Here is a 25570-nt window from a genome sequence, read left to right as displayed (position 1 = left end):
GCATCGCCCGATACCGATCCCGATCCCGATCCCGGAGCAAATGCGCCGAGGTCAAGAGTTCACGCGGATGATCTCCTGCTGGTAGGGCGCGATCACGTCGCCCGAGATGCGCAGATCGAGGAGCAGGAAGGGGCGCGTCGCCGGGTCCTCTTCCGCCCAGCTCGCGAGGCGTTCGAGGTCGGAAAGCGCGCGCACCACCACGCCCTCGGCGCCGACCGCAGCGCCGAATGCCGCGAAGTCGACCTCGGGAATGCGCATCGGGCCCTCCGCCAGCCCCTTGAGACCGTAGAGGTTCACCTCGGCACCGTAGGCGGCGTCGTTCCAGACCACGGCCATGCCGCGGCCGCCGGCAGCACGCACCGCGGATTCCAGATCCGCGATCGCCATGAGCCCACCGCCGTCGCCCGATGTCAGCACCACGGTCGATTCCCGTCGTGCCAACGCCGCACCGACCACGCTCGGCCAGCCCTGCCCGATCGACTGGAACGCGGTGCCGACCATCATCATGCGGTCGGGAGCGGCGACCGGCCAGTACATGTTCGCCCACCCGATGAAGTGCCCGCCGTCGGACACCACGACGCGGTCTTCCGGGAGCAGCTCGGCGATGCGGCGGGCGGCGGAGCGCGGGTCGAGGCGTCCGTCCGGAGCGAGCTCGTCGCCGGAATCGTACCTGCGCGCGGACGCGACATCGACCGTCTCGCGCCACGGGCTCGCCGATCCGGCCGACCCGATCCTGGCGACGAGGTCCTCCGCGGCCAGCCGGGCGTCGGCACGCACGAAGCCTCCGACGTGCGCGTGTGTCGCAGCCGGTGCGATGTCGATCTGGAAGACGCGCGTGCCCGGAGCGAACAGTTCGCCGAACCGCATCGTGAACTGGTTCAGCGCGGCACCGAACACGACGACGACGTCGGCGGAGCGCACGAGCTCCATCGCGCCATCGGCACCGAAGCCGCCGGTCACACCGAGGTCGTAGCGCGTGTCGGGGAACACCCCGCGGCCGAGAGCCGACGATGCGGTGAGGGCGCCCGTCACGGCCGCAAGTTCTCCCAGCGCGGCGCTCGCTCCGGACAGCCACGCGCCGCGACCGGCGAGCAGGAACGGCCGCTCGGCACCTGCCAGCGCGGCGGCGATCTCGTCGAGCATCGCGTCGGCGAACTCCCCGCGCGGGGGGAGCGGAGCGGGGATGCGCGGAGACGGCGCCTCCGGGACCTCGCCCGCCTCGAGCGCCGCGACGTCGTACGGGATCGCGAGGACGACGGGCACCCGGTAGGTGAGGGCGTGCTCGATCGCGATGACGGTGGTGGCGGCGGCGTCCGCACGCCCCACGGTATAGGTGCGGGCACCCACGGCGGAGGCGAGAGCGATCTGGTCGACGTCCCAGGGACGGGGACCGGACGTGGGCTCGTCTCCGACGACGAGGACGAGCGGCACGTGCGCCTGCACGGCTTCTGCGAGCGCGGTCAGGGTGTTCGTGAAACCGGCGCCGTACGTCGACGTGCCGGCGGCGATCCGACCCGACGCCCGGAAATGGGCGTCGGCCGCGACCACGGCACCCTGTTCATGGCGGACAGCGGTGAACACGGCATCCGTCTGCGTCTCGATCGCGTCGAGGAAGTAGGCGTTGCCATTGCCCATCACCCCGAACACGGCGTCGATGTGCTGGGCGAGAGTGAGGGCGACGTGCGCGGACACGGTGGGCATGCGAAAGCCTTTCGAGACAGGGACGGAGGTAGTGCGGAATCCGTATGTGTCTCGCCTCTGCGTCTTCGCGGAGTGCTTCGTGCCTCTTTTTCAGGCACCGGCCGGGCCGGACCCGCTCAGTCTACCGGCGGGAGACCTTTGCGGAATGCGGGAGAATGCAGGAATGACTGATGCAGAGATCGAGCGCGAGACACTCACCTGGGACGGCTTCGGAGCGGCGACGCGCGATCTGGCACGGAACATCCTCAACAGCGGCTTCATGCCCGAGGTCGTCGTGGCCATCGCGCGCGGCGGACTCCTCCCGGCAGGCGCGATCGCCTACGGTCTCGGCGCCAAGAACTGCGGAGCGATCAACGTCGAGTTCTACACCGGCATCGGCACCGTGCTCGACGCACCGGAGGTGCTGCCTCCCGAGCTCGACATGGCGTACCTGGACGGACGCCGCGTGCTGCTCGTCGACGATGTCGCGGATTCGGGTCGCACGCTCGCCCTGGCCGTGCAGCTGCTGAAGGACAAGGGGGCCGACGTGCGGTCGGTCACGATCTACACCAAGCCGTCGACGATCATCGAGCCCGACTTCGCCTGGAAGGACACCGACCTCTGGATCGACTTCCCGTGGTCGTTCCGTGGAACCGTCCGCGAAGAGGATCAGGGGCTCGCGCCCTCCGCCTGAGCCTGCTGCGCGGGGGTCACGCGTGCAGCAGCGAACGCAGCGTCTGGATCGTGTCGGCCTCGACTGCGGTTTTGTCGGTGCGGTATCCCTTCACGCGAGCGAATCGCAGCGCGATGCCTCCCGGGTATCGCGGTGAGCGCTGCACGCCGTCGATCGCGATCTCCACGACGAGCTCGGGGCGCAGGAACACGGTCGACGCGGTGCGGTGCGACTCGTGCTCGGGGAACTCCGCGGTCTGCCACCTCAGCAGTTCATCGGTGAGCCCCTTGAACGTCTTGCCGACCATGACGAACCCGCCGGGATCACCGAACTCGCCCTCCGGGTCGCGGGCCCCCAGGTGCAGGTTCGAGAGCCAGCCGCGACGGCGGCCGGAACCCCACTCCGCGCCGAGGACCACCAGATCGAAGGTCAGCACGGGCTTGACCTTGACCCACGACTTGCCTCGGCGACCGGCCGCGTAGGGCGCGTCGATCGCCTTGACCACGACACCTTCGTGGCCCGCGGCGAGGGCCTCGCGCGAGAGACGTTCGGCGGCTTCGGCATCGTCTGTCACTATGCCGGGCATCCGCCAGTCGCCGGCCACGCGTTCCAGTTCGGCCAGCCGCACGGACAGCGGCTCGTCGATCAGGTCGCGTCCATCCACGTGCAGCACATCGAAGAACCACGGCCGCAGGACGAGTTCGCGGGACACATCGGCGCCGAACCGCGACATCGTCTCCTGGAACGGGCGCGGCCCTCCGTCCTCGTCGAGCGAGAGCGTCTCCCCGTCGAGGATGACATCCGTGACGGGGAGCGCGCGCACGATCTCGACGAGCTCCGGCACCCGGTGGGTGACGTCGGCGAGGCTCCGCGTGTAGACGCCGACCTCGTCGCCATGACGGTGCACCTGGATGCGGGCGCCATCGAGCTTGTACTCGACCGACGCCTCGCCGGTGATCTCGAGCGCGGCGGAGGGAGTCGGCGCGGTGGCCGCCAGCATCGGCAGGACGGGGCGTCCGACCTGCAGACCCACGGCTTCGAGGTCGCCTTCGTCTCCGGTGAGTGCGATGCGGGCGGTCTCGCCGAGATCGCCGGAGAGCATGGCCGCGCGCCGGACGAGGGCGGCGGGGCGGTCGGACGCCCGTGCGACGGCATCGAGGAGCACGCCCGAGAGCGCTCCGGTGCGCAGCTCGCCGAGCATCGCCCGGACGAGGAAGTCCCATTCGGGGGCCGTGGCGCGGGAGGCGAGTTCGCCGAGGACGCTGCTCCGGGCGGAGGTGGAGCCGGAACCGGACGTCGCCGCCAGCGAGTCCAGGGCCCGGTCGACGTCGAGCACGGACAACGTCGGACTCTCGGTGTGCGTGATGTCGAGGGCGGCGATGCCTCGCCACCCGACCCCGAGCTTGCCCTGGCGGGGAGCCGCGAGGAGAAGACCCATGACAGCGGCGATCTCGCTCGGTTCTGCCTGCGTGAGCAGGTCGGCGAGGGCCTCGATCTTGGCGAGCCGGGACGACGTGGCTCCGACACGGTCGGTGGTGGAGACGAGCTCTGCGAGCAGCATGTGGGCATTCTCGCACCGGGGTACGACACTCGGGTGGCAGGGGGCTCCCACCTGGTGCGCTGACGAGCCGCTCAGCGCCCGCGGAACTCGGGCTTCCGCTTCTCCTGGAAGGCCGCGAAGCCCTCGCGGTAGTCGTCGGTGTCGCACAGCGCGGCCTGCGCGGCGTTCTCGATGCCGACAGCGTCCCACAGCGCGAGCCGCTCGTCGCGGATGCGGGCGATGATCTCCTTGCTCGCCAGGAACGCCGCCGTGGCGCCGCGCGCCGCCGTCGCTGCGGCATCCGTCGTCGCCTGCACGACCTCGTCATCCGGGAACACGCGCGAGAACAGGCCCGATGCCACGGCCTCCGCGCCGCTCATGAGGCGGCCCGTGTAGATGAGGTCGAGTGTCTTGTGCGCCCCGAGCCGATCGAGGAACAGGGCGTGGCCGCCGGAGTCGAGCGTCGCGCCGAGCGCCGCGAACGGGGAGCCGATCTTCGCAGACTCGGCTACGTACACGACATCGGTCGCGATCAGCAGCCCGAGACCCACACCGAGGCATGCTCCGTGCGCGGCGGCGAACGTCGGCGCGGGGAAGCGTGACATGCGTTGCAGCAGCGGCGTCACACGTCCGCCGAGATAACCGAGCACATCGTCATCCCGAGGATCGACGCCGGAGATATCGCGGCCCGCGCAGAACCCGCGCCCCTCGCCGCGGAGCACGAGGGCCCGCACGCCCGCCGTCTCCGCCTCGACATATGCGGTGTCGAGTTCCGCCAGCGCCTGTTCGTCGAGGGCGTTCCGCTTCGACGGCGCGTTCAGCACGATCGTGGCGACGTCGTCGGCGATGGTGAGGTCGATCATGGGCCCTCCGTGTCAGACGTCGTAGTCGACGACCACGCGGTCGCTGGTCGGGTGGGACTGGCAGGTGAGCACGAATCCGCGTTCGAGCTCGTCGGGCTCGAGCGCGTAGTTCTCGGTCATGGTCACGCTGCCCTCGATCACGCGCGCGCGGCACGTGCCGCAGACGCCGCCCGCGCAGGCGAACGGAGCGTCGGGCCGCACGCGCAGCGCCGCGTTGAGCACCGACTCGTGTGCATCCACCGGGCTCTCCACGGTCGAGGAGACACCGTCGAGCGTGACCTCGATGCGCACGGTCTTCTCGCCGGCGCGCACCTGCACCGGCCGGGCCGCACGTGCCGGTTCATCACCGGTCGTGAACAGCTCGAAGCGGATGTGCGAGCGATCGACCCCGACATCGGCCAGCACCTCGCGACAGAGGTCGACCAGCGCGAGAGGTCCGCACAGGAACCATTCGTCGACGGTCGCGGGCGGGATGAGGGTGCCGAGGATCGTGCGGAGCTTCTCCTCGTCGATGCGTCCGGACAGCACAGGTGCCGCCCGCTGCTCTCGGGACAGCACGTGGTGGAGCACGAGCCTCGTCGGGTAGCGGTCCTTGAGGTCGGCCAGGTCTTCGAGGAACATCACGTCGAGCGTCGCGCGGTTCGTGTAGAGCAGGGTGAACCGCGACGTGTCCGACCGGTTCAGCACCGTGTGCGCGAGTGCCATCAGCGGCGTGATGCCGGAGCCGGCGGCGATCCCCACCACATGGCGGTCGTCGAGGTCGTCGAGCGCCGAGGTGAAGGTGCCCTGCGGGCTCATGACGTCGATCTCGAAGCCGGCGTGCAGGCCTGTCTGCGCCCACGTGGAGAAGAGTCCGCCCTCATCGCGCTTCACGGCGACGCTCAGCCGGGTGTCCTGTCCGTCGTCGCGATGCTCCGGTGCGCGGCACAGCGAGTAGGAGCGCCGCACCTCGACGCCGTCGAGGGTGGTGCGCAGGGCGACGTACTGACCGGGAAGGTGGTCGTATTCGTCGGCGAGCGCGGCCGGGACCGTGAACGTCACTTCCACGGCATCCTCGGTGAGCGGACGCACGTCTTCGACGACGAGGGTGTGGAAGCGGGCGCGCTTCCGGGGGGAGGTCGCGCGTGCGGCGGTCGTCCGCGGCGTGGGCGCGGGCGCCGAGGTGAAGAGCGACATGTCAGTGCACCTTGAAGTGGTCGAAGGGCTCGAGGCAGGCGCGGCACTCGAAGAGCGCCTTGCACGAGGTCGAGCCGAAATGGGAGACCTCGCGGGTGTCGAGCGACCCGCATCGCGGGCAGCGCACGCTCAGCGCCAGGCGGATCGGCCCGGTCGAGACGGCGGCGCGGCCGGAGGGCGGCGCGATGCCGTACTCCGCGAGCTTCGTCTTGCCGGCTTCCGTCATCCAGTCCGTCGTCCAGGCGGGCGAGAGGACCAGCCGCACATCGACCCGGTCGAAGCCGGCGGCGGTGAGGGCGAGGATCACATCGTCTCGGATCGTGTCCATCGCGGGGCAGCCGCTGTACGTCGGCGTGATGTCGACGTGCACCCGGGTGCCGTCGACCTCGACCGCACGGAGCACGCCGAGGTCCTCGATCGTGAGGACGGGGACCTCGGGGTCGGGAACGGAAGCGGCGATCCGCCAGGCGGCCTGCGTCGGAGTGAGAGTCACCATGTCGCCCCCGGATGCCGTCGCGCGAGCACCTGCATCTCGGCGAGGATGTGCCCGAGGGGGGTCGCGTGCGCGCCGCGACGCCCGCCCGCCGACGACGACATGACGTCAGGAACCGTCAGCTCCGCCTCGGTGAACACGGTCGCGACCACCCCGTCGAACCCGGGACGCAGGCGCGACGGGGACACGGCCGCATCGCCGAGTCGCTCGATCAGCTCATCGTCGCGGAACAGCTCGTCGACGTACGGCCAGACATCACCGATCGCCCGGATGATGCGGGTGCGGGACTCCTCGGTGCCGCCCGCGAGGCGCAGCATCCACTGCACGGCGTGATCGCGGTGGTAGTCGACCTCCTTGAGCGATTTCTCGGCGATCGCGGCGAAGGTCTCGTCGCTGCTGCCGCGCAACGCGGTGTAGAGCTCGAACATGTAGGTCGCCACCACGAACTGTCGGGCGATCGTCTGGGCGAAGTCGCCGTTGGGCTGCTGCACGATCCACGCGCAACGGAACTCGGGCTCGTCGCGGAAGAAGGCGAGGTCGTCTTCGCTGCGGCCGTCGTACGACCCCGCGTAGTGCAGGAACGAGCGCGCGTGGCCGAGCAGGTCGAGGGCGATGTTGCCCAGGGCCACGTCCTCCTCCAGCTCCGGGGCCCGCGAGATCCAGGCGCCCAGCTGCTGGGAGAGGATGAGGGCGTCGTCTCCGAGGCGCAGTGCGTACTCGGCGATGTCGGCGGACGTGGCCACCGCGCCGGTGCCGGAGAGCTCCTGCGAGAGGCGGAGTTCGTCGACCGAGACGTCGCCGTGGATGTCGCCGTGAACCTCGACGTCCTCGGGCGCGGTGGTCGGGTGCGGTGTGCTCACAGGTGCGGCACTCCCTCGGAGGCCGTGTAGTACACGGCGTGGCGGTAGTTCTTGCCCGCGGGGCTCTCGAAGTATGCGCCCTTGGCGTCGGGATCGCTCGTGGTGATCGCGTCGGCGGGCGCCACCCAGATCGACACGCCCTCGCCGCGGCGGGTGTAGAGGTCGCGCGCGTTGCGGATCGCCATCTCGGCGTCGGGCGCGTGCAGCGAGCCGACGTGCACGTGGCTGAGCCCGCGATTGGCGCGCACGAACACCTCCCACAGCGGCCAGGGTTCGCGCTCATCCGCGCCCGGTGTCGCCATCACGCCACCGCCTTCGTCTCGAGGGACTGCTTGCGGGCATACTCCGCGGCGGCCTCGCGCACCCAGGCGCCCTCCTCGTGGGCCGTGCGTCGGCGCTCGAGTCGCTCGGCGTTGCACGGCCCGTTGCCGCGCACCACCTCGAAGAACTCGTCCCAGTCGATCTCGCCGATCACATACTGGCCGGTATGCTCGTCGAAGCGCAGATCGGGGTCGGGCAACGTCACCCCGAGGATCTCGGCCTGGGGCACGAGCATGCCGACGAACCGCTGGCGCAGCTCGTCGTTCGAGAACCGCTTGATCTTCCACTTCATCGACTGCGCCGAGTTCGGGGACTGGTCGTCGGGCGGCCCGAACATCGCCAGGCTCGGCCAGTACCAGCGGTTCACGGCATCCTGTGCCATCTCGCGCTGCTCCGCGCTGCCCTGCATCAGCGTGAGCAGGATCTCGAAGCCCTGCCGCTGGTGGAACGACTCCTCCTTGCACACGCGCACCATGGCGCGGCCGTACGGACCGTAGGAGGCCCGGCACAGCGGCACCTGATTGCAGATCGCGGCGCCATCGACGAGCCAGCCGATCGCGCCCATGTCGGCCCAGGTCGGGGTGGGGTAGTTGAAGATCGAAGAGTACTTCGCCTTGCCGCTGATGAGCTGATCCATCATCTCGTCGCGCGTGGTGCCCAGGGTCTGCGCCGCGGAGTAGAGGTAGAGACCGTGGCCGGCCTCGTCCTGCACCTTCGCCATGAGGATCGCCTTGCGCTTGAGGCTCGGCGCGCGTGTGATCCAGTTGCCCTCGGGCTGCATGCCGATGATCTCGGAGTGCGCGTGCTGGGAGATCTGCCGCACCAGCGTCTTGCGGTAGGCATCGGGCATCCAGTCGCGGGGCTCGATGCGCTGCTCGTTCGCGATGAGCTCGTCGAAGAGACGCTCCTCATCGGAGAGCTCGCCCACCAGGGACAGGTCTGCGGGACTGGTCATCGTCGACTCCTCGGCCTCCGGCCAACTTTACTGACCGATCGTTAGGTAATTCTGACACAGAGCACGGCCGGTTTCAAGGCACCCGCTCAGTGCGAGCGCGAGATCAGCTCGAGGAGCGCCCGGCCGTAGGCCTCCGAGGGATCGGGGTGCTCGAAGGCGATCACATGGCCACCGATCTCGACGTCGACGCGAAAGGCGTCTTCGAGGCGCACCAGCGCGCGGAAGGTGCCCCGGAGCAGGTCGCGCAGCTGATCCTCCCGCGGCAGCCACACCGCATCCGCGAGGGTCACCGCATCGAGCGCCCATTCCGTGGTGCCGTTGAACGCCAGATCGGTGCCGCTCGGCGTCTGGCGGGCTTCGATCGTCATCTCGCTGACCGTGAAGACCTCGGCCTCCGCTTCGAACTCCACCTCGTCCGGCAGGTCGAGCTGGAAGCGGTCGCCCTCGGCGGGATGCCAGACGAGTCCGGAGTCTCGCAGGGCGACGGCGAGCTCGCGTGTGATCATCTCCTCACGCTAGACGACCGGACTCGCCGACGGCTCGGCGAACCTGTGGATGACGGCGTCGTCGTGTCTGCGGTGTGGGGCAGAGTGGGGGCATGACATCCGCAGCTCCCGCCGACACCCGCGAGGCCGCGCGCGCGGCGCTGCGCGAACTCGTCGGCCGCGCCGACGCCGACTTCCATGACGGGCAGTACGAGGCGATCGAGGCGCTGGTCGAGGGGCGTCGGCGCGCGCTCGTGGTGCAGCGCACCGGCTGGGGAAAGTCCGCGGTGTACTTCGTCGCCACCCTGCTGCTGCGTCGACAGGGGGCGGGGCCGACGGTGCTGGTGTCGCCGCTGCTCGCGCTCATGCGCGACCAGATCGCCGCGGCCGAACGTGCGGGGGTGAGGGCGGTCGCGATCAACTCCACCAACGCGCACGAATGGTCCGAGGTGCTCGGGCAGCTCGACCGCGATGAGGTCGATGTGCTGCTGGTCTCGCCGGAGAGGCTCAACAACCCCGCCTTCCGTGAGCAGCAGCTGCCGGCGCTGGTGCGTCGCATCGGCATGCTCGTCGTCGACGAGGCGCACTGCATCAGCGATTGGGGACACGACTTCCGCCCCGACTACCGGCGGCTGCGCGATCTCATCGCGCAGATGCCGGCCGATGTTCCGGTGCTCGCGACCACCGCGACGGCGAACAGCCGGGTCGTGGCAGACGTCGCCGAGCAGCTCGGGGCCCTTCAGGCCGACAGCGAAGGGGGTGCCGAGCCGGTGCTCACCATCCGCGGCCCGCTCGCCCGCACCTCATTGCGTCTGGGGGTGCTCCGCCTGCGCGATTCGGCGAGTCGTCTCGCGTGGCTGCTCAGCCACATCGACGATCTTCCCGGATCCGGCATCATCTACACGCTGACCGTCGCGGCCGCCGTCGACACCGCCCGGCTGCTGCGTGACCACGGACACGATGTGCGGGCCTATACCGGACAGACCGACACCGATGAACGCGCCGAGTCCGAAGGGATGCTCAAGCGCAACGAGGTGAAGGCGCTCGTCGCCACCAGTGCACTCGGTATGGGCTTCGACAAGCCCGATCTGGGTTTCGTGCTCCACCTCGGGGCGCCCTCGTCGCCGGTGGCCTACTACCAGCAGGTGGGGCGTGCGGGCCGTGCCAGCGAGAGCGCCGACGTGCTGCTGCTGCCCGGCGTCGAGGATCGCGATATCTGGCATTACTTCGCGACGGCGTCGATGCCCGACAAGGAGCGGGCGGAGCGGGTGATCGGTGCGCTCGGCGATGCTCCGATCTCGACGCCGGCGCTCGAGGCGATGGTCGACATCCGCCGCACGCCGCTCGAGCTGCTGCTGAAGGTGCTCGACGTCGACGGCGCGGTGCGGCGCGTGCAGGGCGGCTGGGTCGCGACCGGCGAGCCGTGGACCTACGACGCCGAGCGCTACGAGCGCATCGCCGCCGAGCGTCTCGCCGAGCAGCAGCACATGATCGAATACGAGCAGACCGACGGCTGTCGTATGGAGTTCCTGCAGCGCGCCCTCGACGACGACACGGCCGCGCCCTGCGGAAGGTGCGACAACTGCGCGGGCGGATGGTTCCCTCGTGAGATCGGAGAATCCGCGAGCTCGCAGGCCGCGGAGTCGCTCGACCGTGTCGGTGTGCCGATCGAGCCTCGTCGTGCCTGGCCGACCGGAGCCGATCGGCTCGAGGTGCCGGTCAAGGGGCGCATCCCCGCCGACGAGCAGGCTGCCGAGGGGCGAGCACTGGCGCGCCTCACCGACCTGGGCTGGGGAGGGGCGCTGCGCGAGATCTTCGCCGCGGGCGCGCCCGACGCCGCGGTGACACCGCAGCTGCTCCAGGCCTGCGTCCGCGTGCTCGCCGGATGGGGCTGGGAGGAGCGCCCGGTGGCTGTCGTCGCCATGCCCTCGCGTTCGCACCCGCTCCTGGTCGACTCGCTCGCCCGCGGGCTCGCCGACGTCGGCCGTCTGCCCTCCCTCGGCGCGCTCGAACCCGTCGGTGGCGGGCCCTCCGGTGGGCCGGGCGGGAACAGCGTCTTCCGTCTCGCCGGGCTGTGGGACCGTTTCAGCGCGCAGCACCTCGACGTGCCGTCGGGGCCGGTGCTGCTCGTGGACGATCTTGTCGACAGTCGATGGACGATGACGGTCGCGGCCCGAGCGCTCCGTCAGGCCGGGGCGACCGCGGTCCTGCCGTTCGCCCTCGCGCTTCGCGGCTGAGTGGATTCGCGGCTGAGTGGATTCGCGGCTGGGTGGAGGAGGCGTCGGTGAGCGCCGGTCCGTCGGGCGAGTGCTGATCCGCCGCACCGGATCGGACGCGCGGATGTCAGTCGTCGGCGGGCGCCACGCGCGGTGGCCAGGTGGTCGCGCCGAGTTCGCGGGAGACGTTCCGTGCCGTCTCGCGCAGGGCATTGAGGATCGCGTCCGAGGCGGGTGTCTGCGATGTGGGCAGCACCACGGCGACCGCGGCGACGATGTCGTTCGACGCGTCGGCGACGGGGGCGGCGATCGAGGACTCGCCGAGCACCGCCTCGTCGAACTCTCCGGCCGTGCCGCGTTCGGCGATGGCCGGCAGCTCGAGGGTCAGCCGAGCGACGTCGGTGATCGTGTCGCCGGTGAGGCTGCGCAGCGGCTGTTCGAACACGCTCTGCTGGAAACCCAGGTCGTAGGCGAGGAGGACCTTGCCCATCGCCGAGGCATGGGCGGGGATGGCCACCCCGGTCTCGAGCATCTGCTGGCTGTCGTCGGGTCGCAGGTTGTGATGGATGACGAGCACGTCGGTGAAGTGCGGTGCGCCCAGCCGTACCGAGAGGTTGGTGCGGCGCGCGAGTTCCTGCGTCCATCTCATCGCCCTGGCGCGTACGTCGAGGGTGTCGAGGTAGACGTTGCTCAGGCGCAGGAGAGTCGGACCGAGCATGTAGCGCTGGCCGCCCCGCTCCTTCGCGACGAGTCCGTGCGACCGCAGCGACTTCACGATCCCGTGCACGGTCGACGGCGGCAGGCTGAGTGCCGCCGCGAGGTCGGTGATGCCGAGGTGGCGTGCTCCCTGGAGCAGTTCGAGGATCTTCGCCGCGCGGTCGATCGCCTGGATCACGGGGAGGCCTCCTTCCGGTGCGTCGTCGAGCCGGAGCCGATGGAGCCGGGCTTCACGATTGATCTTGACAACCCGGCAGGGTCCGAGCATATTCGACATTAACGAATTGCTTTCGGATTTTTTGCGAAAGAGACCTCGAAGGATCAAAGGAGATCGAATGATGAAGAAGCTCATCAACGCCCCGGAAGACGTTCTCGTCGAATCGTTGAAGGGTGTCGCCCTCGCTCATCCGGAGCTCTCCGTCGACCTCGAGAACCATGTCATCACCCGAGCCACGCCCAAGGCCCAGGGCAAGGTAGCGATCGTCTCCGGTGGCGGCTCCGGCCACGAGCCGCTGCACGGCGGGTTCGTCGGCACCGGGATGCTGGATGCGGCGGTCGCCGGCGAGGTCTTCACCTCCCCGACCCCCGATCGCGTGCAGGTGGCCACCCAGGCCGTGGATCGCGGCGCAGGTGTGCTGCACATCGTGAAGAACTACACCGGCGACGTGTTGAACTTCGAGATGGCCGCCGAGCTCGCCGCGATGGACGGGATCGAGGTCGGGAGCATCACCGTGGATGACGACGTCGCCGTGCAGGACTCGCTGTACACCGCCGGTCGCCGCGGGGTGGGCCTCACCGTGCTGCTCGAGAAGATCGTCGGAGCGGGCGCGGAAGAGGGGCGGGATCTCGCCGCCGTCGTCGAGCTGGCCAAGAAGGTCAACGGACAGGGGCGCTCGATGGGCATGGCTCTCACCAGTTGCACCGTGCCCGCCGCAGGCAAGCCCACGTTCGACCTTCCGGACGATCAGATGGAGATCGGCATCGGCATCCACGGCGAGCCCGGGCGTCACCGCGAACCCCTCGCTCCGGCATCCGAGATCGCCCGGCAGCTGGTCGAGCCGATCCTCGCCGATCTCGACGCCGCAGGACCCGCGATCGTGATGCTCAACGGCATGGGGGCTACGCCGCTCATCGAGCTCTACCTCATGTACGGTGAGGTCGCGGCGATCCTCGAGAAGGCGGGCGTGCAGATCGCCAGGAACCTCGTCGGCAACTACATCACGTCGCTCGACATGGCCGGGTGCTCGGTCACCCTGCTCAAGGCGGACGATGAGCTGCTGCGGTTGTGGGATGCCCCGGTGAACACCCCCGGTCTGCGGTGGGGCGTCTGATGGGCGCGGTCGACACCGTCGTGCTCGCCGACTGGGTCTCCCGGTTCGGTGCCGCCGTCACCGAGAAGCGCGACTGGCTCACCGAACTCGACTCGGCCATCGGCGACGCCGACCACGGAGCCAACATGGCTCGCGGTATGAGTGCCGTCGGCGAGAAGCTCTCCGCGGGCGCACCCGGAAAGGTCGACGAACTGCTCAAGACCGTCGGCATGACCCTGGTGAGTTCCGTCGGCGGGGCCAGCGGACCCCTCTACGGCACCTTCTTCCTGCGGACGGGAATGGCGGCCGGGCCGGTGTCCGAACTCGACGGCCCCGCTCTTGCGGCTGCGTTGCGGGCAGGACTCGACGGCATCGTCGCACGCGGTAAGGCGGAAGCGGGGGACAAGACCATGTTCGACGCGATGGCGCCGGCGGTGGACGCGATGGACGCGGCACTCGCCGCGGGATCCTCTGTCGCCGAGGCGACCAGGGCCGCCGCGGATGCCGCGGCAGCCGGACGCGATGCCACGCTGCCGCTGGTGGCCCGCAAGGGCAGGGCGAGTTACCTCGGGGAGCGCAGCGCGGGGCACCTCGACCCGGGAGCGGCCTCCACGGCGATCCTCTTCGACACGCTCGCCGCAGCGGTCGCGGACACGGCCTGATGATCGGCATCGTCGCCGTCTCCCACAGCGCACGGCTCGGGGAGGCGGCACTGGAGCTTGCCCTGCAGATGGTGCACGACGGCGGAGTGCGCGTGCAGGTCGCGGCCGGAGCGGGAGTCGACGCCGAGGGGGCACCGATCCTCGGCACCGATGCCGTCGCGGTGGCAGCCGCCATCGATGAGCTCGCGGCGGAGTGCGAGGGCGTGCTCGTGCTCATGGATCTGGGATCCGCCGTGCTCAGCGCCGAGCTCGCCCTCGAGCTGCGATCGAGTGCGGTGCCGGTGCGGCTCGCCCCGGCACCGTTCGTGGAGGGACTGCTCGCCGCCGTCGTGTCCGCTGCTGCGGGCGGGACGCTGGATCAGGTGGCTGCCGAAGCCACGGCGGCGCTCGGGGTGAAGACCGGCGCGCTCGGCGCCGGGGAAGACCAGATCGCCGACGCACCGGCTGTGCCGCAGGCGGATGGTGACGTGCAGGTGCGTCGGGTGCGCGTCCGCAATCCGCTCGGCGTCCATGCGCGTCCCGCTGCCCTGATCGCCCGGGCCGCCGCCGGGACCGACGTACGCCTGCGACGGCTTCCCGACGGCCCGGATGCGGCCGCCGCGAGCCTGACGCGCCTGCTCGTGCTCGGCGCGCGCCAGGGCGATGAACTGGAGCTGACCGCTCGCGGCGATGACGCGACGGAGGCACTGGATCGGCTGGTCGCTCTGTTCGACGACGGGTTCGGCGAGGGGACGGAGCAGGCGCCACCCGAGGCGGCGGTCGCACCGCCTTCCGGGGTGTCCGGAGCCGCAGAGGCATCCGCGGTCGATGCGCCGTCGTCGCGGGAGCGGGAGCCCGCGCGTGCGGTCCCGCCCGGCACGGTGCTTCGCGGACGAGGAGTGAGCTCCGGCCGCGTCGCCGCGCCCGTGGTCCACCTCGCGCCCCCGCTTCCCGAGCCCGACCCGACCACGGTCGTCCCCGAGGCCGACCGGGACTCCGAGGCCTCAGCGATCGAGTGGGCGGCCGTCGCCGTGGCCGATCAGCTCCGCTCGCGCACCGCGCAGGCGACGGGGGAGACCAGGGCGATCCTCGACGCTTCCCGGCTTCTGGCGTCCGATCCGGAGCTGGTGTCCGAGGCCACGGCGCTCGTGCGATCGAAGGGACGCAGTGCGGCCCGTGCGGTCTGGGAGACGGCTGTCGTCCATGAGAAGGCGCTCGCCGCGCTGGGAGGGCGGATGGCCGAGCGCATCGCCGACATCCGTGACGTGCGCGACCGGATCATCGCCGAGATCCTCCAGGTCGACATGCCGGGCGTGCCCGAGCGCGATGAGCCCTTCGTGCTGGTGGCGACGGATCTCGCCCCCGCCGATACCGCGCTGCTCGCCGGCGGAGGATGCATCGCCCTCGTCACCGCGCAGGGCGGGCCGACCTCGCACACCGCCATCATCGCGCGCTCCCTCGGTCTTCCGGCCGTGGTCGGCCTCGCGGACGCGGAAGCGATCCCGACCGGAGCCACGGTGCTCGTCGACGGTGACCGGGGAACGGTCGAGGTCGAGCCTGCGCCGTCCCGCGTCGCCGAGGCGCGAGCGTCGGCCACGGTCGTCGAATTCGACGGGGCAGGCGCGCTCTCCGACGGGCAGCGCGTCCTGCTCCTCGCGAACGTCGGGGGAGCGGCGGACGCGACGAACGCGGCTTCGGCCCAGGCGGAGGGCATCGGCCTCTTCCGCACGGAGTTCTGCTTTCTCGATCGCACGGACGCCCCGAGCGTCGACGAGCAGATCGCCGCCTATCGAGGAGTGCTGGCGGCCTTCCCCGGACGCAAGGTCGTGGTGCGCACCCTCGACGCCGGCAGCGACAAGCCGCTGCCCTTCGCCAACACGGACTGCGAGGACAACCCGGCGCTCGGGGTCCGCGGTCTGCGGATCGCCAGACGTCGGCCGCAGCTTCTCGACGACCAACTGCGGGCTCTCGCACGGGCCGCCGCCGAGGAGGAGGCCGTGGTCGAGGTGATGGCGCCGATGGTCGCGACGGTCGATGAGGCCGCGGAGTTCGCCGACCGGTGCCGGGCGGCGGGGCTGGAGCGGGTCGGCATCATGATCGAGACCCCGTCGGCGGCTCTGCTCGCGGCCGAACTCTTCGAGGTCGTCGACTTCGTGAGCCTGGGTACCAACGACCTCGCGCAGTACACGATGGCGGCCGACCGACTGCTCAGCGAGTTGGGGGATCTGAACGATCCGTGGCAGCCCGCGGTGCTTCGTCTCATCGCCGTCGTCGGCGAGGCGGGCCGTGCGGTCGGCAAGCCGGTGGGGGTGTGCGGCGAAGCCGGCGGTGACCCGGCACTTGCTCCCGTGCTGGTCGGACTGGGCGTGACCTCGCTATCGATGGCTCCACGGTCGCTGGGTCGGGTGGCAGCGAAGCTGAGCGAGCTGTCCTCGGTGGAGTGCGCACGGGCCGCAGCCGCCGCGGTCGACGCTCCTTCGGCCGATGCGGCACGTGCGGCTGCGGCCGCCGCACTCGTCGACGGGTGAGCGAACCGGGTCAGCCCGCACCATATGCGGGCAGCGGCATACTCTCCGTTTCATTCTGATATCGACATGCGTGCTCCGTGACGCTGTGGCGGGCCGGCCCTTAAGCTCAGGGGAGAGGGGGCCGAGTGGCCACCCACGAGCAATCGGAGGGCTCATGTCCGCGCTGCGGTCCTTTTCGCGATCAACTCTCGGGCTGCTGGCCGTGGGGGCCGTCGTGGCCCTGTCCGGATGCACCCCGGCTCCTCAGACGACACCGAAACCGACCCCGTCGCCGGTCGAATCGGCACCGGAGCCCTATGCCGGCCCCGCGGTCTTCGTCGGCGACGAGCTCGACTGGTTCCTGCCGAGCGCGGAGGATATCGCGAGGATCCTGCCCGACGTCGGTGAGGTCGGCACGCCGACACCGTCATTGATCCAGGTCGCCGACGGCGGTGGTCCCGACCTCTCGCCGGCGATCTGCAACTCGTTGGTGTACGAACCTTCCCTGACGTCGATCGGCGCACGCTCCGTCACCTGGTCCAGCGCTGTGCCGGAGCAGAGGGACGGGTGGCTGCATGTGCTCCAGTTCGCCGACGAGGCGGCGGCGCAGGGGCTCATGGACACGTACGTCGACGCCGCTCAGCAGTGCGCGCAGTTCGCGTACGGGGGCGGCGCGTCGACGTTCGATTCGACCACGGCGGAGTCCGAGGACGGAGTTCGAGCCGTCGCGGGGTCGCTGGTGATCGATGACGGCTTCGGCGGCGGACACCGTCTCTACCAGGGGTATGCCTCGGTCGGCAATGTGCTCGTGAACTTCTGGCAGCCGTTCTCCGGTGAAGCCGCCTTCGACAGTGCGCAGGCCGCGTCCTTCCTTCGGGACCAGGCTTCCGCCGCCCAGAAGCGGCTGGTCGAGGAGCTGACCGCAAATCCGCCGGAGGCCCCTGCCTCCCCGCCCGCGGTCGACCCCGGAGCCGCGTGGAGCACGTGGGACGTGACCGTCGAGGGTATCGGACCGATCGTCCTCGGAACCGAGCTCGACGACGCCATCGCGGCGGTGCCGGGAGCGGAGGTCATCCGGTCGGAGTGGGCGGGCGGGCAGACCCGGATCGTCAGTCCCGACGGGGCTGCGTCGTTGCTTCTCTGGACGGACGACGGCGCCACCGTGGTGGTCGCCGCCTCGGTCGGCTTCGCCAACGTCGCGGATGAGCCGCGTGAGGACCCGGCTGCGCTGCCGGCGGCAGGCGATGTGAGGATCGGGGACACCGTGGCCGAAGCCATGAGCGCGTTCCCGGGCGGGACATCGATCAGGATCGTGTCGTCGGGGGAGTACCTGTACCAGTGGACGACTCGCGAGGGAGAGGCGATCCGGTTCCGCGTCGATCGCGACGCCGCGGACCCGGATGCCGTGATCACCGGAATCCTGACGGAGGACGCGACGCTGCGCCGGCTCCCCGACTTCGGCTGAGCTTCACCCGCGGGGGCGGGGCGCTCGGAAGGCTCGGCGGGGCTTCCGTTTGACTAACTGAACGATCGGTCGGTTAGTATGAGCGGATCGGGTGCTGCAGGTGCGCATCCGACCCGCTCGACGAGGAGGTCGACGATGACGGAAGCGACGACGCAGACGCCGGATGCCGTGCGCCCGAATCGAGCCATGATGGAACGTGACCGCGCATCGGCTGCACTGGGGCTCGTCGTCGAACGCGACGATCCGGGCCATGCGATCGTGTCGATGCGCGTGCGGGATGACATGACGAACGGCTTCCACATCACGCACGGCGGCTTCGTGTTCGCCCTCGCCGACACTGCCTTCGCGATCGCGTGCAACGAGGACGACCGGGTGACGGTCGCGGCGGGTGCGGACATCTCCTTTCTCAAGTCGACCGTGTCCGGCCAGACGCTCACCGCGACGGCGGTCCGACGGACGCGCACGGGCCGCTCCGGCATCTATGACGTGAGCGTCGTCGACGAGCATGGTGCGCCCGTCGCCGAGTTCCGCGGACGCTCCCGCACCACCAACCAGACCTTCTGATCCCCACCTCCGGAGCCCCTCGTGTCGACGACGACCGCAACGCCCTCCCGTGTCCGCCCTCCCGCAGCCGACGAGCTCGACGCCGAAGAGCGTATGAGTCGCGAGGAGATCGCGGCTCTCCAGCTCGAACGGCTTCAGCAGACCGTTCGCCATGCGTACGCGAACGTCCCTCTCTACACGCGCAAGTTCGATGATGCGGGTGTGCATCCGGATGACATCCGCACCCTGGATGACGTGCAGCGGCTGCCGTTCACGACCAAGGCGGATCTGCGCGAGACCTATCCGTTCGGGATGTTCGCGGTGCCGATGTCCGACGTCGCCCGCATCCACGCATCCAGCGGCACCACGGGCCGGCCGACGGTCGTCGGCTACACGAGGGGCGATCTCGACCGGTGGGCTTCTCTGGTGGCGCGTTCGCTGCGGGCGAGTGGCATCCGCGCCGGCATGAAGGTGCACAACGCCTACGGATACGGACTGTTCACGGGGGGACTCGGCGCGCACGCGGGCATCGAAGCGCTCGGTGCGACCGTCATCCCGATGTCCGGTGGCCAGACGGCCCGTCAGGTGCAGCTGATCCTCGATTTCGAGCCGGATGCGATCCTGTGCACTCCGAGCTATCTGCTCACGATCGCCGACGCGATGGCGGCGCAGGGGGTCGACCCGCGCTCCACGTCGTTGAAGGTCGCTGTTCTGGGCGCCGAGCCGTGGTCGAACGAGATGCGCCACGAGCTCGAACAGCGTCTGGGAATCGACGCTCTGGACATCTACGGACTCAGCGAGGTCATGGGGCCCGGGGTGGGCAACGAATGCCTCGAGACGAAGGACGGCCCGCACCTGTGGGAGGACCACTTCCTGCCGGAGATCATCGACGGCGAGAGCGGGGCGGTGCTGCCGGACGGGGAGCTCGGCGAACTCGTGTTCACCTCGCTGACGAAGGAGGCCTTCCCCGTGATCCGCTATCGCACCCGCGACCTCACCCGTCTGCTGCCGGGGACCGCGCGTGCGGGGATGCGCCGCATGGAGAAGATCACGGGCCGCAACGACGACATGATCATCCTGCGCGGGGTGAACCTGTTCCCCACCCAGATCGAGGAGCTGGTGCTGGGGATCGAACAGCTGACGCCGCACTTCATCCTCGAGCTGTCGAAGGACGGCCGGATGGACACGTTGAAGGTGCGGATCGAACGCCACCCCGACCTGTCCGTCGAGACCTGCCAGAGCGCCGCGGAGGTGCTCGCGCAGCGCATCAAGATCTTCGTCGGGTCGACGGTCGCCGTCCAGCTGGAAGAGCCGGGGACGCTGCCGCGAAGCGAGGGGAAGTACAAGCGGGTGTACGACCTGCGGTGACGACGGGCGACACCCGGATCGCCTCGCGGCCGGCGATCCGGCCTGTGCGGCTGATCGGGTGCGAGACTGTGGGGTGATGTCCGAGATGCAGAGCACACGACGCGGCCGCCCCGGCTACGACCAGCAGGGGATCCTCGGCGTCGCCGTCGCCGCCTTCAACGAGCACGGGTACGACGCGACGTCGATCGGCATGCTCGCCGAGCGGCTCGGCCTGTCGAAGTCGGCGATCTATCACCACTTCGGATCGAAGGACGAGATCCTCGACCTCGCGCTCGACGCGGCGCTCAGCGGCCTGGAAGCCGTGGTCGAGAACCCGCTTCCGGAATCGGAGGATGGACCGGAGGCCTCGAACGCGGTGGACCGCCTCGAGCATGTGCTGCGCGGTGCCGTCCGTGTGCTCGTGGAGCAGCTGCCGGCCGTGACGCTGCTGCTGCGCGTACGGGGCAACACCGACGTGGAGCGCAAGGCGCTGATCCGCCGTCGGGCCTTCGACCGTCGGATCACCGCGCTGGTGTCGGAGGCGCAGAGCGAGGGCGCGTTGCGTGCCGACATCGATGCGAGCGTGGTCGCGCGTCTCGTGTTCGGGATGATCAACTCGATCGTCGAGTGGTACCGACCCGGGGGGCGCGAGGGCGCCGACCGTCTCGCCGACGACGTGGTCGCGATCGCCCTCGACGGGCTGCGCACGAACGACGACGCCGGAGTCCCTGCCGTCTGACCGGGATCCGGCGGTCGTTGCGACGCCGCCGTCAGACCTGCGCCTTCTCCTTCGCGACCAGCGTGAGCACATCGTAGGTGGCCACGATGTCGTCGTGCTGGTTCTTCAGCACGGCGTCCCAGCGCACCTCCCCGTACTCGTCGGTCTCCCGCGGAGTGATCTGCTTGGCGGTGAGCTCGACGCGGATGTCGTCGCCGGGGGAGACCGGCGTCACGAACCGCAGGTTCTCGAGCCCGGAGTTGGCGAGCACGGGGCCGGGCGCCGGGTCGACGAAGAGCCCCGCAGCCCACGACACCAGCAGATAGCCGTGGGCGACGCGTCCCGGGAAGAACGGGTTCGCTGCGGCCGAGGTCTCATCCATGTGGGCGTAGAACGTGTCGCCGGTGAATGCGGCGAACGTCTCGATGTCCTCGAGGGTGACGGTGCGGGAACCGCTCGCCACCTGGTCGCCCACATGGAGCTCGGCCAGCGACTTGCGGAAGGGATGCACTCCGTCGCTCTGCTCGTACGGGCGTGAGGTCGCTCCCTGATGCCAGACGCCGGTGAGGGCGGTCATCATCTCGGGCGAGCCCTGCACCGCGGTGCGCTGCATGTGGTGCAGCACGGCGCGGATGCCGCCGAGCTCCTCGCCTCCGCCCGCGCGCCCGGGGCCGCCGTGCACGAGGTTCGGGAGCGGGGAACCGTGCCCGGTCGAGCTGCGCGCATCATCGCGATCGAGGAAGAGCACGCGCCCGTTGTACGCGGCCATGCCGGTCGCGAGTGCGACAGCGACCTCGGGGTCGTGCGTGGCCACACTCGTCACGAGCGACCCTCCGCCCCGGGCCACGAGGGCGCTCGCCTCATCGAGGGTGCGGTAGCCGACGATGCTCGACACCGGGCCGAACGCCTCGATCTCGTTGACCGCCGCGCTTTCCGGGTCGGGGAACCGCAGCAGCATCGGCGCCACGAACGCACCGTCGGGGGCCGGCCCTTCGCTGCCGTCGCCGTGCCGGACGTTCGGTGCATCGGTCGTGCCGATCACGAGCTCTCCTCCGCCGGCCTGCAGGCGGCCGACCTGACGCAGCACCTCCTCGCGCTGCGCGATCGAGGCGAGCGGACCCATCGTCACGCCCTCGGCGCGGGGGTCGCCGAGGACGACACGTGTCGAGAGGCGTTCCCGGACTGCGGCGATGACGTCGTCGACGGCAGTCGTCGGCACGATCGCGCGGCGGATCGCCGTGCACTTCTGGCCGGCCTTGGTGGTCATCTCGGCGACGAGCTGCTTGACGTACGCGTCGAACTCGGGCGTGCCGGAGACGGCATCCGTCCCGAGGATCGAGGCGTTGATCGAATCGGTCTCGCTCGTGAAGCGCACACCTCCCGTCTGCACGGAATCGTGAGCGCGCAGCTGCTCGGCCGTCGATGCCGAACCGGTGAAGGCCACGAGGTCGCCCAGCCGCAGCTCGTCGAAGAGACCGGGCACGCTGCCCGAGACGAGCTGCAGCGAGCCGTCGGGAAGGAGCCCCGACTCCACCATCACGCGCACCATGGCTTCGGCGAGGTACCCGGTGGGGGTGGCGGGTTTCACCAGGGTCGGGACGCCGGCGAGGAACGCGGGCGCGAACTTCTCGAGCGATCCCCAGACCGGGAAGTTGAAGGCGTTGATCTGCACGGCGACGCCGCGGAGCCGCGTGTAGATGTGGCGGCCGAGGAAGGAGCCGTCCTTGGACAGGTTCTCCACGCCTCCGTCGACATACACCTTCGCGTTCGGCAGCTCGCGTCGGCCTTTGCTCGAGTACGCGAACAGCACGCCGATCCCGCCGTCGATGTCCACCCAGGAATCCTGCGCCGTGGCACCGGTGCGGCTGGAGAGCTCGTACAGCTCGGCCTTGCGCTCCGTCAGGGCGAGAGCCAGTTGCTTGAGGCGCACGGCACGCTGATGGAAGGTGAGCTCTCCCAGCGAGACCTGGCCCACGGTGCGGGCGTGCTCGAGTGCGGCGCCCAGATCGAGTCCCTCGGTCGAGACACGGGCCACGACCTCACCCGTCGACGCATCCCGGACCTCGGTGGTCTTCGCGTCGGACGACGGCGTCCACCACTCTCCCTGGACGTAGCTGGGGAGGGTCTCGATCATCTCTGTTCCTTTCATGTGGGTTCCTTTCATCAGGGTTCCCTTCATGAGGCGTCCCATTCGTAGAAGCCGCGTCCGCTCTTGCGGCCGAGGTGTCCCTCGGCGACCAGTCGACGCAGCAGGGCGGGAGGTTCGAAGCGCTCGCCCAGATGCGCGGCGAGGTACTCGGCGATGCCGAGCCGCACGTCGAGGCCGACGATGTCGGTGAGCCGGAGCGGGCCGACCGGGTGCTTGTATCCGAGCGTCATCGCGGCGTCGATGTCCTCGGCGGAGGCGACGCCTTCCTCGAGCATGCGGATCGCCTCGAGGCCGACGGCGACGCCGAGTCGGGAGGACGCGAACCCGGGGGCATCTGCCACCACGATCGGCGTCTTGCCCAGCGCCTCCACCCAGCTGCGGGCGGAATCGACGAGCGGGGGAGCCGTGGTCGCACCCCGCACGATCTCGACGAGCGCGGAGGCCGGCACGGGGTTGAAGAAGTGCATGCCGAGGAAGCGTGAGGGGTGATCGAGCACGGCGGCCAACTCATCGATAGAGATGGAGGAGGTGTTCGAGGCGATCGCCGCGTCGGGCGTGATCGCCGCCTCGACGCGTCGGAGCGCATCGATCTTGAGGGCGAGGTCTTCCGGCACCGCCTCGACGACGAGCGCGCACGACGCGAACAGCGCCGTACCCGTGCCCGTGGCGAGACGCTCCCGGTACCGGTCGACGGATTCGCCCGCCGTGCCTCTGGCGATCGAGGAGTCGACGGATTCGAGCACGCGGGCCGATGCCGATCTGGCCGCATCGGCATCGCGTTCGACGACGGTGACGCGGGAGCCTGCCAGCAGGAATGCGTGGGCGATCCCGGCGCCCATGCGTCCGCCGCCGAGCACCCCCACGTGTCGCGGGGCCGGGGAACTGCTCTCGGTCATCGGTCTCTCCGCTCCAGGAAGTCGGTCATCCGCCGGAACTTCTCCGGACTCTCGAAGAGCTCGGCCTGCGCTTCCAGGTCGACGGCGGGGTGGTGGTCGCGCGGCGCGCGGAAGACACGCTTGGTCGCGATGGTGGCTGCCCGGTCGTTGCGGGCGATGCGATCGACGAGGGCATGGGCGGCGGGCAGAAGCTCCGCGGTCTCATGGATCGCCGATACGAGACCGATGCGCAGCGCCTCATCGGCCTTCACGGTGCGACCGGTGAGCAGCAGCTCGATGGCCCTGGCGTCTCCGATGATCTCCTTCAGGCGCCACCCTGCGCCCGCTGCGGCGAGGATGCCCAGCCCGGTCTCGGGGTTGCCGATGGCGAGCGATGGCGTGGCGATGCGGATGTCCGCGGCATAGGCGAGTTCGGCTCCTCCACCGAGGGCGTACCCGTCGATCGCGGCGATGACCGGCATCGGCAGCTCGGCCAGCCGGATGAACGCGTGGGCGTTGATCCCACGAAGCGCATCGGCCGCACGGCGCTCGCGCAGCTCGGCGATGTCGGCGCCCGCGGCGAACACTCCTCCGGCCCCGGTGAGGATCAGCGGGCGCGGCACGGCTTCGAGTTCGGCGCACAGCACGTGGATCGCGTCGATCGTGGCCTGGTCGATCGCGTTGCGCTTGTGCGGTCGGTGGAGCGTCGCCACCACGCGGTCGTCGTGACGCTCGACGACGAGCGGTCCGCTGGCGAGGGGGCCGGCGGCCATCAGACCTTCTCCACGATCACGGCTGCGCCCTGCCCCACGCCGACGCACATGGTGGCGAGTCCGTATCGAGAGCCTTCGCGCTCCATGCGGCCGAGGAGGGTGACGAGCAGACGGGATCCGGAGGAGCCGAGCGGATGGCCGAGGGCGATGGCCCCACCGTCGGCGTTCACGCGCGACTCGTCGAGTCCGAGTCTTCTGATGCAGGCGATGGATTGCGTGGCGAACGCCTCGTTGAGCTCGATCGAGCCGATGTCGTCGATGGAGAGCCCGGATCGACGCAGCGCCTTCTGCGTCGCAGGAACCGGGCCGAGGCCCATGACCTCGGGAGCCAGGCCCGCACTGGTGCCGGTGACGATGCGGGCGCGCGGGACCAGACCGTAGCGTTCCACGGCCTCCGCACTCGCGACCGTGATGGCGGAGGCGCCGTCGTTGAGGGCGCTGGAGTTGCCGGCGGTGACGACCTGACCGCCGGCCACGACGGGACGCAGGCGCGCAAGCCCCTCGAGGGTCGTCTCCGGACGGGGGCCCTCGTCCACGCGGACCTCCGCACCGGCGCTGACGGCGGCGTCGAGGGGGACGCCGACGATCTCCGCCTCGAAGCGTCGGTCGGCGATCGCCGCGGCGGCGCGCTGCTGCGATCGCAGTGCGAACGCATCCGCTTCTTCGCGGGTGATGCCGTCGACGCGAGCGACCTCCTCTGCGGTCTCCGGCATCGTGAACGTCGCCTTCTCTCGTGCGAGCAGGCGGGGGTTCGGGAATCTCCAGCCGATCGAGGTGTCGAAAGCAGCGCCCGGCTTCGCCCAGGCCTTCTCCGGTTTGGCCTGCACCCAGGGGGCGCGTGTCATCGACTCGACGCCGCCGGCGACGATGAGGTCGGCATCACCGGAGCGGATCGCCTGCGCTGCCATCGTGACGGCCGACATCCCGGAGGCGCACAGCCGGTTGACCGTGATGCCGGGCACGGTGTCGGGGAGGCCCGCGAGCAGGACGGCCATCCGGGCGACGTTGCGGTTGTCTTCCCCGGCCTGGTTGGCCGCACCGAGGATCACCTCGTCGATCTCCGCCTGCAGGGGGTCGATCCCCGCGCGCCGCACCGCTTCGCGCACGACGATCGATGCGAGGTCGTCGGGGCGCACGGAGGCGAGGGCGCCGCCGTAGCGTCCGACCGGGGTGCGTACGCCTCCGACGAGATATGCCTCGGTCATGCGGAACTCCTGACTTCGTTGTCTCGACGGCGACCGTCGTCCGGCTGATCGGTCTGTC

Annotated in this window: 23 protein-coding genes; 9 read left to right on the top strand and 14 right to left on the bottom strand. The window is 70.1% G+C overall.

What is annotated here, in order from left to right; genetic code table 11:
- Nucleotides 1-51: 51 nt before the first annotated feature.
- Complete coding sequence (locus DW307_RS16645; protein WP_136025255.1) at nt 52-1701, bottom strand: thiamine pyrophosphate-binding protein; 1650 nt, start codon at nt 1699-1701, stop codon at nt 52-54.
- A 163-nt stretch (nt 1702-1864) separates the two neighbouring features.
- On the opposite strand from DW307_RS16645, the gene DW307_RS16640 reads away from it, so the two are divergent.
- Nucleotides 1865-2374 carry a phosphoribosyltransferase gene (locus tag DW307_RS16640; protein ID WP_136025254.1) on the top strand — a complete coding sequence of 170 codons (510 nt, stop codon included), beginning with the start codon at nt 1865-1867 and terminating at the stop codon, nt 2372-2374.
- 16 nt (nt 2375-2390) lie between these two features.
- Here the strand turns inward: DW307_RS16640 and DW307_RS16635 are convergent, their stop codons facing one another.
- From DW307_RS16635 to DW307_RS16600, 8 genes are all read right to left on the bottom strand, one after another.
- Complete coding sequence (locus DW307_RS16635; RefSeq protein WP_136025253.1) at nt 2391-3914, bottom strand: ATP-dependent DNA ligase; 1524 nt, start codon at nt 3912-3914, stop codon at nt 2391-2393.
- 71 nt (nt 3915-3985) lie between these two features.
- Nucleotides 3986-4756 carry an enoyl-CoA hydratase/isomerase family protein gene (locus DW307_RS16630; RefSeq protein ID WP_136025252.1) on the bottom strand — a complete coding sequence of 257 codons (771 nt, stop codon included), beginning with the start codon at nt 4754-4756 and terminating at the stop codon, nt 3986-3988.
- A gap of 12 nt (nt 4757-4768) precedes the next feature.
- Nucleotides 4769-5932, bottom strand: coding sequence for a 1,2-phenylacetyl-CoA epoxidase subunit PaaE (gene paaE, locus DW307_RS16625; RefSeq protein WP_029265817.1), 1164 nt, complete (start codon nt 5930-5932; stop codon nt 4769-4771).
- Nucleotide 5933: 1 nt separating this feature from the next.
- A complete protein-coding gene (gene paaD / locus DW307_RS16620; RefSeq protein ID WP_029260501.1) occupies nt 5934-6428 on the bottom strand; it encodes a 1,2-phenylacetyl-CoA epoxidase subunit PaaD in 495 nt (164 codons plus the stop codon).
- Nucleotides 6422-7285: a 1,2-phenylacetyl-CoA epoxidase subunit PaaC gene (gene paaC, locus DW307_RS16615; protein WP_136025251.1), complete on the bottom strand. Its 864-nt coding sequence runs from the start codon at nt 7283-7285 to the stop codon at nt 6422-6424. Before paaC ends, paaD begins: the two co-directional genes overlap by 7 nt.
- Nucleotides 7282-7587: a 1,2-phenylacetyl-CoA epoxidase subunit PaaB gene (gene paaB / locus DW307_RS16610; RefSeq protein WP_017828375.1), complete on the bottom strand. Its 306-nt coding sequence runs from the start codon at nt 7585-7587 to the stop codon at nt 7282-7284. The genes paaC and paaB overlap by 4 nt, the downstream gene beginning before the upstream one ends.
- Nucleotides 7587-8561: a 1,2-phenylacetyl-CoA epoxidase subunit PaaA gene (gene paaA, locus DW307_RS16605; protein ID WP_136025250.1), complete on the bottom strand. Its 975-nt coding sequence runs from the start codon at nt 8559-8561 to the stop codon at nt 7587-7589. Before paaA ends, paaB begins: the two co-directional genes overlap by 1 nt.
- Before the next feature lie 86 nt (nt 8562-8647).
- On the bottom strand, nt 8648-9067 hold the full coding sequence (locus DW307_RS16600) for a pilus assembly protein CpaE (protein ID WP_136025249.1): 420 nt from the start codon (nt 9065-9067) through the stop codon (nt 8648-8650).
- Between the two features lie 92 nt (nt 9068-9159).
- Here DW307_RS16600 and DW307_RS16595 point away from each other — a divergent pair, with 92 nt between their 5' ends.
- Complete coding sequence (locus DW307_RS16595; RefSeq protein ID WP_136025248.1) at nt 9160-11283, top strand: RecQ family ATP-dependent DNA helicase; 2124 nt, start codon at nt 9160-9162, stop codon at nt 11281-11283.
- Between the two features lie 106 nt (nt 11284-11389).
- Here DW307_RS16595 and DW307_RS16590 read toward each other — a convergent pair whose 3' ends face one another.
- Entirely contained in the window at nt 11390-12157 is a 768-nt protein-coding gene (locus tag DW307_RS16590) for an IclR family transcriptional regulator (protein WP_029260505.1), read from the bottom strand.
- A gap of 160 nt (nt 12158-12317) precedes the next feature.
- Here DW307_RS16590 and dhaK point away from each other — a divergent pair, with 160 nt between their 5' ends.
- From dhaK to DW307_RS16555, 7 genes are all read left to right on the top strand, one after another.
- Complete coding sequence (dhaK, locus tag DW307_RS16585) at nt 12318-13310, top strand: dihydroxyacetone kinase subunit DhaK (protein ID WP_136025272.1); 993 nt, start codon at nt 12318-12320, stop codon at nt 13308-13310.
- Nucleotides 13310-13951, top strand: coding sequence for a dihydroxyacetone kinase subunit DhaL (gene dhaL / locus DW307_RS16580; RefSeq protein WP_136025247.1), 642 nt, complete (start codon nt 13310-13312; stop codon nt 13949-13951). Before dhaK ends, dhaL begins: the two co-directional genes overlap by 1 nt.
- Entirely contained in the window at nt 13951-16458 is a 2508-nt protein-coding gene (gene ptsP / locus DW307_RS16575; RefSeq protein WP_136025246.1) for a phosphoenolpyruvate--protein phosphotransferase, read from the top strand. The genes dhaL and ptsP overlap by 1 nt, the downstream gene beginning before the upstream one ends.
- A 154-nt stretch (nt 16459-16612) precedes the next feature.
- Nucleotides 16613-17902: a sensor domain-containing protein gene (locus DW307_RS16570; protein ID WP_168441053.1), complete on the top strand. Its 1290-nt coding sequence runs from the start codon at nt 16613-16615 to the stop codon at nt 17900-17902.
- A 135-nt stretch (nt 17903-18037) separates the two neighbouring features.
- Entirely contained in the window at nt 18038-18466 is a 429-nt protein-coding gene (gene paaI, locus DW307_RS16565; protein WP_136025244.1) for a hydroxyphenylacetyl-CoA thioesterase PaaI, read from the top strand.
- A 21-nt stretch (nt 18467-18487) separates the two neighbouring features.
- The gene (paaK, locus tag DW307_RS16560; protein WP_029265800.1) at nt 18488-19813 is read left to right on the top strand and encodes a phenylacetate--CoA ligase PaaK; all 1326 of its coding nucleotides are present in this window, start codon (nt 18488-18490) and stop codon (nt 19811-19813) included.
- A 76-nt stretch (nt 19814-19889) separates the two neighbouring features.
- The gene (locus tag DW307_RS16555) at nt 19890-20531 is read left to right on the top strand and encodes a TetR/AcrR family transcriptional regulator (protein WP_021198797.1); all 642 of its coding nucleotides are present in this window, start codon (nt 19890-19892) and stop codon (nt 20529-20531) included.
- Nucleotides 20532-20562: 31 nt separating this feature from the next.
- On the opposite strand, the gene paaZ is transcribed toward DW307_RS16555, so the two are convergent.
- Genes paaZ through DW307_RS16535 form a run of 4 tightly spaced genes read right to left on the bottom strand, consistent with a single transcriptional unit; the run spans nt 20563 to nt 25512 of the window.
- Nucleotides 20563-22644 carry a phenylacetic acid degradation bifunctional protein PaaZ gene (paaZ, locus tag DW307_RS16550; protein WP_136025271.1) on the bottom strand — a complete coding sequence of 694 codons (2082 nt, stop codon included), beginning with the start codon at nt 22642-22644 and terminating at the stop codon, nt 20563-20565.
- A gap of 41 nt (nt 22645-22685) precedes the next feature.
- A complete protein-coding gene (locus DW307_RS16545) occupies nt 22686-23555 on the bottom strand; it encodes a 3-hydroxyacyl-CoA dehydrogenase family protein (protein WP_136025243.1) in 870 nt (289 codons plus the stop codon).
- Nucleotides 23552-24307 carry an enoyl-CoA hydratase/isomerase family protein gene (locus tag DW307_RS16540; protein WP_136025242.1) on the bottom strand — a complete coding sequence of 252 codons (756 nt, stop codon included), beginning with the start codon at nt 24305-24307 and terminating at the stop codon, nt 23552-23554. Before DW307_RS16540 ends, DW307_RS16545 begins: the two co-directional genes overlap by 4 nt.
- Nucleotides 24307-25512 carry a thiolase family protein gene (locus tag DW307_RS16535; protein ID WP_136025241.1) on the bottom strand — a complete coding sequence of 402 codons (1206 nt, stop codon included), beginning with the start codon at nt 25510-25512 and terminating at the stop codon, nt 24307-24309. The genes DW307_RS16540 and DW307_RS16535 overlap by 1 nt, the downstream gene beginning before the upstream one ends.
- Nucleotides 25513-25570 lie beyond the last annotated feature (58 nt).

It is taken from the genome of Microbacterium sp. K27 (assembly GCF_004794435.1).
Taxonomy (GTDB): domain Bacteria; phylum Actinomycetota; class Actinomycetes; order Actinomycetales; family Microbacteriaceae; genus Microbacterium; species Microbacterium maritypicum_A.
This window is presented reverse-complemented; position numbering and strand designations above follow the sequence as displayed.